Raw genomic sequence first — 13087 nt, forward strand, 5'->3', positions numbered from 1 at the left:
GGAGTATTATGGAAAAATATAAGTTAGTATTAGACATTTTAGATAAAGAATTAAAAGCTAAAAAGAAAAAACATTTCAATCAAGAAGAAGTTTTTGATTTTTTATTGAAAAAAAATATTATTATTGACGAAGAAAGTTCAGACGAATTATTTGACTTACTAAGACAAAAACAATACATCAAAGATGAAGTGGATTTTGGGGATGAAGATTTTGCTTCATTAAAAGATATTAAGTTTCAAATTGAAACTGATAAAACTCCAAAGAAAAGTACCAAAAAAGCACCTAAATCTAAAAATCAAAAAACCGATTCAAGTGCACAAAAAACCCATGATATAGACGAAAAACTCGATTTTGACGATACTTTATTAGATGAAGATGAAGATTTTGACGATGTTATAGATGATGAAGAATTTTTGGATTTAGAAAACTTGGATGAAGATTTTAGTTCAAGCGATGAAAATATTGATGATGAAGAAGAAGATGAAGAAATCGAGAGTGAGATTGACGATGATTTTGATAGCGAAATGGGTGAAGATGATGAAATTGATTTAAGCAACTTAAGTCTAAGTGATTTTGAAGCTGAAATTGATTTTAATGAAGATGATTTAACAAAAAAACGTAAATCATTACAAAATAAACTTACCGAAACTAATGACATTGTTAAATGGTACATGCGTTGAATTGGGAAATATGGTGAATTATTAAGTGTAGAAGAAGAAAAACGTTTAGCTACTTTGATTGAAAAGGGTGGTTTTAGAGGTAAAAAAGCTCGGGATAAACTGATTCAAAGTAACTTACGATTAGTGATTAATAATGCGAAAAAGTACAAAAATAGGGGACTTTCGTTTATTGACCTTATTTCAGAAGGTAATGCTGGTATTTTAAAAGCTGTGCAAAAATACAATGTACATAAAGGATTTAAATTCTCAACTTATGCCACTTGATGAATTCGCCAAGCAATTACACGTGCTGTTGCCGACCAAGCTCGTACCATTCGGATTCCAGTACACATGGTTGAAACAATTAATAAAATATCTAAAATTGAACGCGAATTGCAACAAGAATTAGGGACCGAACCAAGTGATGAACAAATTGCTGAAAGATTTGGTCAAGGATATACTCCAGATAAAGTTCGTTACATTCGTAAAATTAATATTGATCCAATTTCACTCGATAAACAAGTAGGAAAAGAAAATGATTCAAGCTTTAGTGACTTTGTTAAGGATGAAAATGTAATTAATCCGGTTGATTATGTAGCACAAGAAGAACTAGCTGAAGTGCTTCAACAAATTATTGATGATACTTTAGAACTAGATGAAAAAGAATTAATTTGCAAACGATTTGGAGTTGGTAAAAACGATAAAGGTGAAAGCTACCGAATTCACTCGCTCGAAGAATTAGCACGTGAACGTAATGGAGTTTCAAAAGAACGGATCCGTCAAATCGAAAACAAGATTTTACGTAAAATTAAATCTAATTCCAAGCACGGGAAAAACCTTAAAGACTTTCTTAAAAACTAGCTAATGAAAATTAAACAATTTATTGATTATTTAAATTCTAAATATCCTAATGAGAATAAAGAAATTTGAGACCCCTCAGGATTTTCGATTAAATTCAATCAAGCCACAAAACTAACTGGAGTTGTATTAGCAATTGATTTAACCAAAGAAGTTTTACAAAGAGCTATTGAGCAAGAGTGTAATTTAATTATCACTCATCATCCGTTTTTGTTCGAAACAAACAGACAAATAGAATGAGCAAAATCACCCTACAAACAAGAGCTTTTAAATCGAATAAAACAACATAAAATTTTCGTGTATTCAATGCATACGAATTATGATGCTGATTTATTTGGAACCTCATATCAAATTGTTAAATATTTAGGACTTGAAAATCATTTTGAATATGGTTCACCAAAATATAGTGCTTGTGTTAGTGTGAATTTAACTTTTAATCAATTAATATCTAAAATCAAAGAAAAATTAAATCTCCACGATTTTCGGACTAATTTTAGTAAAAATAATTTCAATCAATCACTGAAAAGAATTGCATTTTTAAGTGGAAGTGGTTATGTGGGAGATATTAACCAATTTCATTATCGTAATTATGATTTAATTATTAGTAGTGATTTTAAGTGAAGTGATTGGGTTAATTTTGACCAAATTCAAGCTAAAGTTCTCGATATTCCTCATTTAGATGAACAAGTTTTTGCTTGACATATGCATGAAATTATTTCTCAAAAATTTCCAAAAATCAAAGTTTTGATAGTTAATCTTAAAACTCCTTTTTACAATCTCAACTAAGATAACAATTGTTCAAAAAATTGTTATTTTTTTATTAAGAAAAAAAATCTTTGAAAATTTCCTGTTTTTGTTTATAATAAGAGTTTTCTTAATTTTCTTTTTGGTATAATTTTCATATATTTTAATATTATACTTATTGAAAAAACATTAAAAAGAAAGGTCTTATGAGCAAAAGAAGTTACAACAAAAAGAGCTACTTAAATAAAATTCATGCTTGATGAAGAGCTGCTAATTACTTAAGTCTCGGTCAAATGTACTTAAAAAATAATCCGCTCTTAATTGAAGAGCTAAAACCAGAAGATATTAAACTATATCCAATTGGTCACTGGGGTACCATTCCAGGACAAAACTTAATTTATGCACACTTAAATCGTGTAATTAACAAATATGACTTGGATATGTTCTACATTGAAGGTCCAGGACACGGTGGGCAAGTTATGATTTCAAACTCATATCTTGATGGTTCATATACTGAATTATTCCCTGAAATTACACAAGATTTAAGCGGAATGCAAAAATTATTCAAACATTTTAGCTTTCCAGGTGGAACTGCTTCACACGCAGCACCTGAAACACCAGGCTCAATTCATGAAGGAGGAGAGTTAGGGTATTCAATTAGTCATGCAGTTGGTGCAATTTTAGATAATCCTAATATTATTGCAGCAACAGTAATTGGTGATGGAGAAGCCGAAACTGGGCCATTAATGGCCGGATGGTATGCTTCAAGTTTTATTAACCCAGTTAACGATGGAGCGGTATTACCAATTTTACACCTTAACGGTGCAAAAATTTCAAACCCTACAATTTTAGCCAGAAAAAGCGATAGAGAAATTTCGCAACTTCTTGCTGGATTTGGATGAGAAGCTATTTTTGTTGAAGCAAACGTAGGTGATGAAGAGAAAATTCACTCACTCATGGCTTCAAAATTTGATAAAGCTATTACAAAAATTTTAAAAATTCAAGCTAAAGCACGGAAAGGAACTGCCGAAAGTGCAACCCGTCCAATTTGACCTGCTTTAGTTGTGCGTACTCCAAAAGGATGGACAGCACCAAATAAAATTGATAATTTAACTATTGAAGGAAGCTTTAGAGCACACCAAGTTCCTCTTGGTGTGAGTGCTGAGAATCCAAAAAAAATACCTGAATTAAAAAAATGATTACTTTCATATAAACCACACGAATTATTTAACTCAGACGGTTCATTTAAACAAGAATTTGCTCAAATTGCACCTAAAGGTCTTAAAAGAATGGCAATGCATCCGATTACTAATGGGGGTGTAAATCCACAACCATTAGTGCTTCCTGATTGAACTAAATTCGCTCTTAATAGCAAAAGAGGTGAAATGAAAGCTCAAGATATGGTAACTGCAAGTTCGTATCTTGCTGAAATTATTCGTCAAAATCCTAAAAACTTTAGAGTCTTTGGACCTGATGAAACTAAATCAAATCGTTTATTTGATGTTTTGAAAGTAACTAATCGACAATGAATGGAAAAAATTTACCACGATCTTGATGAATCACTTTCTCCTGCGGGAAGAATTATTGATTCACAGCTTTCAGAACATCAAGCTGAAGGAATGCTTGAAGGATATGTTCTAACCGGAAGACATGGATTTTTTGCTAGTTATGAATCATTCCTAAGGGTAGTTGATTCAATGCTTACTCAACACATGAAATGAGTTGCTAAAACCAAAAAAGTAAGTTGAAGAAACGATTATCCATCTCTTAATATCATTGCAACCTCAACAGCTTTCCAGCAAGACCACAATGGATACACTCACCAAGATCCAGGTATTTTAGGACATTTAGCAGATAAAAAACCAGAATTAATTCGTGAATATCTTCCTGCTGATTCAAACTCACTTTTGGCTGTTTTAGAAAAAGCATTTAAAGAAAGAGATGTAATTAATTTAATTGTAGCTTCAAAACAACCAAGAGAACAATGATATTCAGTTGCTGAAGTTGAACAAATGGTTAAAAATGGATATAAAGTAATCGAATGAGCTTCAACCACTAAACGAAACGAAGAGCCTGATCTAGTGTTTGTTGCTTCAGGGACTGAACCTAATCTTGAGGCTCTTGCGTCAATTTCATATCTTCATAATTCATTCCCAAACCTAAAAATTAGATTTGTCTATGTTCTTGATTTACTTAGATTAAGACATCCAGATGTAGATCCTAGAGGGATTTCAGATGCTGAATTTAATTCAGTCTTTACTAAGGATAAACCAATTGTGTTTGCATTCCATGGATTTGAAGGTTTATTAAGAGATATTTTCTTCCTTAGAGATAATAAAAACTTATATCCACATGGATACAGGGAAAATGGTGATATCACCACATCTTTTGACATCCGTTTAATGTCGGAAATGGATCGTTTCCACATGTCAATTACTGCTGCCAAAGCTGCTCTTAAATCACAATCAATTAACTTTGTTAACCGTATGAAAAACAGAATTGCTGAGCATAAAAAATACATCCAAGAACATGGAATTGATATACCAGAGGTAAGAAACTGAAAATGAGAAGGGTTAAATAAAAAATAATATGCTTAAGTAAGGTTTACAACTAGGAATGTATCTAGTTCTATAAACCTTACTTTTATATTATTGTTTTGCTATAATAAAGAAATGAGAACTCCAGTGCATAGTGCAAAAGAAGCTGAATACATTTCAAAATTAATTAATATTAAGAATACATATAATGATATTAATAAATATATTGCTTCAGAGTTGTTGATTCGTAATAAACAAGGAATTTATATCGAAAAAGCCTACAAATTTTGTATTGAAATCGGAGTTTCACCAAGCGCATTTACTTTTTTTGCTCGTAAAATCGGTTTAATTAATGTTAAAGAAATTTTATATATTCACAATTCTTTGATTGAAAATAGAAAAGTTAAAACCAAAAAAGAAAAAAACAACCTAGCACATGATGTTGCTCAATTAATTAACTCAAGCAATAAAATTTTGTTAATTGGAGTTTCAGGAGCAACATGAATGAATATGGATTTTCATATTCAATTATTACGTATGAATAAAAATGCTATTTATGTCACTGGTAAATATGAACAAGTTGGATTAAGCAAAATTCTCACTCCTCAAGATTTGATTATTGTTAACAGCATTTCGCTTCAACACGATTGGATGATTAATATTATGCAAAATAGTTGTGCTAAAATTGTGCTTATAAGTTCATGACTACCCAAAAATATAGTTAATAAAATCACTATTTTTGTCGAAATAATTACCAATGAACGACAAGATGGACTAAGGGTTTTTACTAGTGAAGCTCGTGAAAAATCACTTAATTTTTTCAATAATGTATTAAGAGAATTACGTGAAGATTCAGATAATTTTAATTATTTAACCAAAAGTTCATATCGTAATTAAAATAAATATCCACAAAAATACGACAAGAAATTTTCTTGTCGTATTTTTATTGAGTTTCAATGCTGGTGTATTTTTGATAAATCATTTGCTTTATAACTTGAGGATTGTTTTCAGTGTAAAGCAATTTAACTAGTTCATCATCTAAAGACCATAAACTAATCATTTGTAATACATCAAGTTGACAATCACTATCTTGTTTAGGAGTACCTAAAATTAATAATAATTTTACATCTTGTTTATCACTGGCATGCCAATCAACACCTTCTTTAATTCGAGCAATCGAAATAAACGGTTTAAGAACTGTTGATGAGACTCCATGAGGAACAGCAATTCCGCCGTTTAATGCAGTCGTCATTAAATTTTCACGATATAAAAGAGCATCAAAAAACTTTTGAGCATTTTCCACATATTTATTTTTTTCAAGCAATTCAGATACTTTATAAAGAGCTTGATCATGATCTTGTGCAACTATATCAAGAAAAATACTATCTTCTGAAATTAAATTTTTAACTAATAATTCCATGTTAAATCTCCTCTTTGCTTGGCATTGATGTTAAACAAATTGCTCCTGGACCTGTGTGAATACCGATTGCTGCTGGAGTAATTTCTTTATTTAAAATTGGTAAATATTTAGTAGCTTGGTCAAATTTTGTATTAATATCTTTGTCAAGTCCTCAAATGATTTGGTACGAAGGGTTTTTTAAATTTTTGGCACTTTCAGTAACTTTTTCGATTAATTTTTCAATTGCACCTTTTTGAGTACGTTTGAGAGCAGCAACTGAAACAGTTCCTTGAGAATCATATTTTAAAAGTGGAACCATTTTCATTGTAGTAAGTAATAATTTTTTAATTCCTTGTAAACGACCACCTTTAATTAAATGCTCTAGATTAGCTGGTAAAATGTAGGTTGAACACTTATTTACAAAGCTTTGAATACTCTTTTTAACCTGATTAATATTTTGAGTTTTTTGATAAATTTCCTTAGCAATTTCAATTACTCTTCTAATTTGTGAACCAACTAAATTGTTTTTAATGATATGAATATTATTATGCTCTTGTGAAAGTGAAGCAATATATTTAGGAGTTGAAGATAAATGCTCACTTACTCCGATAAAAATAGTATCATCATAATTTTGTGTACAATAATTCAATGTATCTTGTATTAAAGATAACTTAGGTAATGATGTTTTGCAAGATTGCGATTGTTCAATTTGCTCGAGCAAATTGATATTGTTAATTGTCTCTTCATTAATCATTTGACCATTTATTTCTACTTGTAGCGGTAATAGATGATAACCTAATTCTTTTGCTTTAGCTTGGGTAATACAAGCAAATGAATCAATTATAATACCTAATTTTTTCATAGCATTATTATACTTTAAAAGAGTTTAAATAATAGCTTTAAAAGTATTATTAGAAAGAAAAATGCACAAAAATTTTTATTTTGATTAAATTTTACATAATTCTTATTCCTTGATTGTAAGGAGGATTATGTTAATTAATAAAACAATTTTAAAAAGAGTACTATTTATCACTGGAGGAGTTTCGGTCTTTGGAGGAAGTATTTTAGGAACTGCCCTTGGGATTTTGAAACACAAAAATTCACAATTAAAAACCAAAGAAGGAGAAATTGTTTCGCTCAATGCTCAAATAAAAACTCTTAAAACTGAAATTTCGGTATTACAAGAAGAGAATAACAAACTTAAAAATGAAGTTTCTTCCCTTGAAAGTATACTAAAAATAGTCAATGCAGCTAATGATTCATCAAGCGGTGAAACAAATGGTTTATTAAGCAAATTAATTAGCACCACTGAAGAAACATCAACTCAATTACTGAAAAATAAAGATTATCAGCAATATTTAAAAACTCATTTAAATAAACTTAAAAAATCTTTATTAGTCAGTGTTGAAGTACTCTTAGATAAATTAAAAAAATTAGATTTAGCAAATTCAAATGATTTTAAAAATAAATTTTTAACCACAAAAATCAAGCAATTAGAAGAATTGATCGCTAATATAAATAAACTAGAACTTTCCAACACTGACAAATTCAAGGATAATGCTCATTTCTTAAACGAATACCAAAAAAGATATCATGATTACAATTTAGAATTAATTGATAATCTCAATTCACAAATTAATCAAAGTAAAAATGAAATTAATGAATTAAATTTAAAAATGAGTTCTACATCAGAAAAACTTCAACAAACTGTTGCTAAAAGCATTCAAACAACCTTGAATTTAAATGAAAACATCACCGTTTTAAAGAATTATGTTGATTTATTGCTAGAAAAATCACTCAAATTAAGTTCTCAAAAGGTTGATGATGAATTTAAAGATAATTTAGACAAATTATCTAAATCTTTAGGTAATTACCAAACATTTTTACAAGAACAAATCGAAATAACACGTAAATCGCTTCAAAAAGCAGTTAGTGAAAATGATTATTCAGATTTATTAATTTTAGACACAGATATTTATTCGTCCAAAATTAAGTACTGAACTCAATTAACAACTAATTACAGTAGTTTAGCAATTAATATTTATCTAGACTTTTATGAACAAAGTCTTAAAACAATTGGTGAGAAAAATGCTGAATTAGAACAAATTAAGCAAGAAAAAGAGCAATTAAATGATGAACTCAACCAAGCAAATAGGGATAAAACTGCAGCATTAGCTAATTTAAAAAAGCTAAAAGAAAGTCTTACAACATCATTCAGAAATTCATTAAACAATATTATCATTTCACTTAAAAATATTGATGCTGCAATTAAAGCTTCAGATGCAACTCAAAGAGATCAGTTATCACAACGTTTAAATCAACAAATTGTTAATTTAGAAGCTTTAAGAGAAGAATATTCGAGCGATTCATTTATCACTCGATACGAACCATTTGTTGAAAGTGCACTTAAAACGGCTGATCAAGTAATCCAGGAATATAAAGATAATATCTTAAATAAACTTAAAAAAGATTATAAAACCACCAAGGAGCAACTTGATAAAAGTAATAAAGAGCTCATTGAAATAAAAAATTTATTAAGCTCAAAAAGTGACCAACTTTCTGTAGTTAATGCTCAATTACAAAAAGCTAACCAAAGTCTTTCAGAAAAAGAGAAAGAATTAACAAAAACCACAAAAGAATTACAAGAAACACGGACATTTTTGGCTAATGTGAAAAGTGAGAAAAAGAAATCTCTAGCTGAACTTTCATCCACAATTAATGAATTCGAAAGAAGATACAGTTTATTAAAAATAACTGCAAACAGCATTATTGAAGAAGCGGTTAAAAACCGAATAAATGTTAATAAATTACGTTTATTAATCAATAAAGTTTTTTCACCAAGAAACTCACAAGATTTCACTCAAATGACTAATTTATCAAAAGAATACCTTGCACATTATTCAAGTATGTTAGATGAAATGGTTCAATTGCATAGACAAGTTATTGCTCAAAAAATTGATGAACTAGGTCAAAAAGATAAAATAATCGCAACTAAAGATAAAAGTATCAATGATTATGACAATATACTTTCAAAAATTAAATTACAACAAGATAACAAAAAATTACAAGAAGAGAATTTACAACTTCAAATCGATAATCAAAAAGAGCAAATTGATCAATTAAACGATACAATCGATAGACTCAAACAACAATTTACAGAAGGATTAAACTTATCAAAAAGCAAAACAGTCATCAATACCAAAGTACATGATGATTATGCAAAAACAATTAAATTTAACAAAATTGATCCGCTTGCTAAACATGGAGCTATTCCGCTCATTCTTACTCATGATCAAGTCGATACATATCAAATTAAACCAGGTAAAACAATTAGAATATTTTATTATAATAAAGCCTTAAAAAGAATGGAAAGTAGGGTTGTGACTACACAATATCCATCGGTATCAATACCTAATGAACTATCTGGTATTGATAATATGGTATTTTCAAGCTTGTATATTGAGACGTGAGATACTGCTACTACAGGAAGTTTTAAAGAGGAGCATTACGAATACTATAAAGCAGATGTCAAAACATCAGGTACTTATTTTGAAATTTCTTATTTAAATGGAACTTTAACCGTTAAAAATCACGTAAGACTCGAAATTAGAATAGGTAAGAGTATTTCAACATTACCAAAAGATACTGATAGAAACTTAAAACATGAAGGAGCAAGATTTCATGGTGGAACAGTTAGTTCTAATTTAGTGTTTGTGTGTGCAATTTCTGAATAAATTTAGCTTATTTTTCATCTTCTTCATCAATATCTAATTGCTCATCGATAGTTTCAAAAAGCATCTTTTTAATCTGATTAATTTGCTTATTAATTTTAACTTGTTCTTTTTTGCTTTTAGTTAGCTCTTGGTTATTAGTTTCTAATTCATGATTTGGATTGATTAAATTACGTTTTTCTTTGTTAGAAAGGAATTTTATTTTAAGCTTACTTAATCGAGCATCGCTCTTTTCACCAAGATAAAGAATAGTTGGAATAATAATTGGATTTCTCCGTTTTTCTTTATAAAATAATCCAGATAAACGTTCAATAACAATTTGATCAAGTTCTTGAGTAGTTCATTTAGGGTTATTTTTAATGATATATAAAATAGCACCATGTGCAATTCGTTTTGCTTCTTCAACTAGTTCTTTAGAATTTTTAACAAAAAAACTTCCCCGAGTTATGATTTGTGGACGAGAAACAATGTTATTTTTCTTTCTATCGATTAAAAAGGTAATGTTTAAAAAACCGCTATCCTTAAGTTGTTGTCTTTCGCTTAACATTTTTCCAGTTACGCTTAAAATTGAATTACCATCAATATATAAAGGTCCATAATTAACTTTTTTATTGGTTTTTGAAATGGTTTGATTATACATTTCGTAGATTGTTCCTTTTTCAATTACGATCACATTTTCTGGTTTAACACCATTATCAATGGCGGTTTGTCCATGAACAATACTCATACGGTATTCACCATGATATGGTAAAAAGTATTTTGGTTTAGTGAGTTGAAAAATTTTATCATGCTCTCATTTATAAGCGTGTCCTGATGTATGTAAATAACCATCACTTCCATTTTCTTTAATGATTGCACCCAGCTTATATAAACGATTAATTAAAAGCTCAATAACCATACGGTTTCCTGGGATTGGACTTGAAGAAAATAAAATTAAATCACCTTTAGTAATTTTAACTGAAGCATGTTTTCCATAGCTCATTCTTGAAAGAGCTGCAAGTTGCTCTCCTTGTGAACCAGTGGTTAAAATTAACAAGTCCGAATCTTTAACATTTGAAAGTTGTTTTTTATCAACAAAAACATCATTAGGAACATTAATATATCCTAATTTGCGACCAATTTTAACACCTTGAATCATTGAACGACCAAAGGTAATTACTCTCTTTTTTAATTTAGCGGCTAGTTCAATAATTACTTTTACCCTAGTTAAATTGGAAGCAAAAGTAGTGACAATAACTTTTTTCTTAGCTTGTTTAATATGATTTTCAATATCAATTAAAATATCGCTCTCACTTGGAGAGTGATTAGGTCTCATTGCATTTGTTGAATCGCTAAGTAGTGCGGTTAATTGTTCATCACCTATTTGCTTTAAACGTGCAAAATCAGTTAAATTACCAATTGGAGTGTAATCAAAACGAAAATCTCCAGTACACATTAATGAACCATGTGGAGTGGTGATTCGAACTCCAAATGCATCTGGAATTGAGTGTTGAGCAGTCCAAAAATCAACGCTAACATGACCTTCAAATTTATGAACATCTCCCTTTTGAATTTCAATAAATTCAACAGGTTTTTGAATTTTGTGTTCATCAAATTTTAATTTCAGATACTGAATTGCAATGCGAGGAGCAAAAATCTTGTTTAAACTAGTCTGTTGTACTAAATAAATCACACCGCCGATGTGATCTTCATGTCCGTGAGTGATGAATAAAGCTTGAATCTTTTTATTTGGTAACTTTAAATATGAATAATCAGGAATAATTCCTTTTACACCGGTATTATATGTGTCTGCGAACTTAATTCCTGCATCAATTATAAAAATATTATCCTCTTGTTCAATTAGTAACGTTGATTTTCCGATCTCTTCAACACCACCAAGAGGAATAATTCTTGTTGGGTTCATAAAACTCCTAAGTTTTTATATATTGTACATTATGGATTTGAATGTGAATTTAATTAAACCTTAAAAGGTCTAATAACTTTTTAATTATAAACGAGTATATGAAAATTAACTTATAAAAATTTCATATTTTTAAAAAATGTTTAAGTATTTTGTGGTTATTAGTTCTATTTTGTTATAATTCCAAGTAATATCATTCATTCAAAATCATTCAAAAACCAAGGGAAGTAAAATGAAAAAATCTTTAATTAAATTTTCAAGTTTTTTAGTTGCTTTAGCAATTCCATTTACTGCTTCAGCTTCATATTTAGCAACCAAAAATTTCCAAGCGCAAGAAGCACCACAAAATCCACCAACAACACCTAGTGCACCAGGAACTGGACAAACAACCACTCCAGTTGCTAATGAAAATACAAGCACACAACAAGAAACAGTTCTTAAGGTACAACAAGAACTTTCAAAATTCTTGCAAACTGTTCAAGTTTTCTTTTCAAACAATGAAGTTCAATTTACTAAAAATGCATCACAACTTCAAAAAAGTGATGTAGCATTAAAATACCAATTAAGTGGGTATGAATTAATCAACAGAGAAAACGTTACTGTAAGTTTTGATTTATTAAGTAATAAAGGCTTTAAAACAACATTAGCAAATAAAAACACACTTAAATATGTAAATGATCTTGCTGATAGCGGAAAAGCAGTAGTTGCTGTTTATGCTACATATAATAAAGATAAAACTCGTGCAAGTCTTGTTTCGTTCAAGCATCTTGAAGGATTACAAAAAGAAGCAAATCACACAGTATTAGTTAATGTAGATTCAATTTATGAAAGTGTTAAAGAAACTAATGAATTTAAAGTTTCTACAGACCAATCACTAGAGCAGACCAATCAATTCTTAAACGATAATGCTACACCTCAAGGTTCATCAAATTCAAGATTACCAATTGTATCAGTACAACACTACAAATCGTTTGATGTTAAAGATTCAAATGATCAAATAATTGAGTATGGATTTGGATTTTCAAGATTTTCAAATAAATCCCAAAATCACATTTTCAATCTTAAAAAAGACTTTTTCGAAACCATTCAACTTGTTAATAGAAAAGGAACAGTTGATTCTAAAAGTGCTGAAAATAAATATATCGTAGCTGATTATGATATGTCAAAAGGTGTAATTACTCTACACATTCAGAAAAAAGATGGTTCTTCACAAGATCTTAAAATTTACATTAAATAATGATTACAAAATTGAACTTTTA

Annotated in this window: 9 protein-coding genes; 6 read left to right on the forward strand and 3 right to left on the reverse strand. The window is 29.3% G+C overall.

Annotated elements, in window-relative coordinates; all coding sequences use genetic code 4:
• Positions 1 to 8: 8 nt before the first annotated feature.
• The 4 genes from AC1RP9_RS02120 (at position 9) to AC1RP9_RS02135 (ending at position 5695) form a co-directional block, all read left to right on the forward strand.
• A complete protein-coding gene (locus tag AC1RP9_RS02120) occupies positions 9 to 1520 on the forward strand; it encodes an RNA polymerase sigma factor (RefSeq protein WP_481822730.1) in 1512 nt (503 codons plus the stop codon).
• Positions 1521 to 1523: 3 nt separating this feature from the next.
• Entirely contained in the window at positions 1524 to 2303 is a 780-nt protein-coding gene (locus AC1RP9_RS02125; protein ID WP_481822731.1) for a Nif3-like dinuclear metal center hexameric protein, read from the forward strand.
• A gap of 164 nt (positions 2304 to 2467) precedes the next feature.
• Positions 2468 to 4849: a phosphoketolase family protein gene (locus AC1RP9_RS02130; RefSeq protein ID WP_481822732.1), complete on the forward strand. Its 2382-nt coding sequence runs from the start codon at positions 2468 to 2470 to the stop codon at positions 4847 to 4849.
• Positions 4850 to 4933: 84 nt separating this feature from the next.
• Positions 4934 to 5695, forward strand: coding sequence for a phosphoheptose isomerase family protein (locus AC1RP9_RS02135; RefSeq protein ID WP_481822733.1), 762 nt, complete (start codon positions 4934 to 4936; stop codon positions 5693 to 5695).
• 46 nt (positions 5696 to 5741) lie between these two features.
• Here AC1RP9_RS02135 and AC1RP9_RS02140 read toward each other — a convergent pair whose 3' ends face one another.
• Positions 5742 to 6218 (reverse strand): PTS sugar transporter subunit IIA, encoded by a 477-nt coding sequence (locus AC1RP9_RS02140; RefSeq protein WP_481822734.1) that lies wholly within the window; start codon positions 6216 to 6218, stop codon positions 5742 to 5744.
• Between the two features lies 1 nt (position 6219).
• Complete coding sequence (locus AC1RP9_RS02145; protein ID WP_481822735.1) at positions 6220 to 7059, reverse strand: DegV family protein; 840 nt, start codon at positions 7057 to 7059, stop codon at positions 6220 to 6222.
• Between the two features lie 127 nt (positions 7060 to 7186).
• On the opposite strand from AC1RP9_RS02145, the gene AC1RP9_RS02150 reads away from it, so the two are divergent.
• Entirely contained in the window at positions 7187 to 9931 is a 2745-nt protein-coding gene (locus tag AC1RP9_RS02150) for a hypothetical protein (protein WP_481822736.1), read from the forward strand.
• A gap of 7 nt (positions 9932 to 9938) precedes the next feature.
• Here AC1RP9_RS02150 and AC1RP9_RS02155 read toward each other — a convergent pair whose 3' ends face one another.
• Complete coding sequence (locus tag AC1RP9_RS02155; RefSeq protein WP_481822737.1) at positions 9939 to 11831, reverse strand: ribonuclease J; 1893 nt, start codon at positions 11829 to 11831, stop codon at positions 9939 to 9941.
• Positions 11832 to 12060: 229 nt separating this feature from the next.
• On the opposite strand from AC1RP9_RS02155, the gene AC1RP9_RS02160 reads away from it, so the two are divergent.
• Positions 12061 to 13065, forward strand: a complete 1005-nt coding sequence (locus tag AC1RP9_RS02160; protein WP_481821725.1) for a hypothetical protein — start codon at positions 12061 to 12063, stop codon at positions 13063 to 13065.
• Positions 13066 to 13087 lie beyond the last annotated feature (22 nt).

It is taken from the genome of Mycoplasma sp. 3686h (assembly GCF_056781225.1).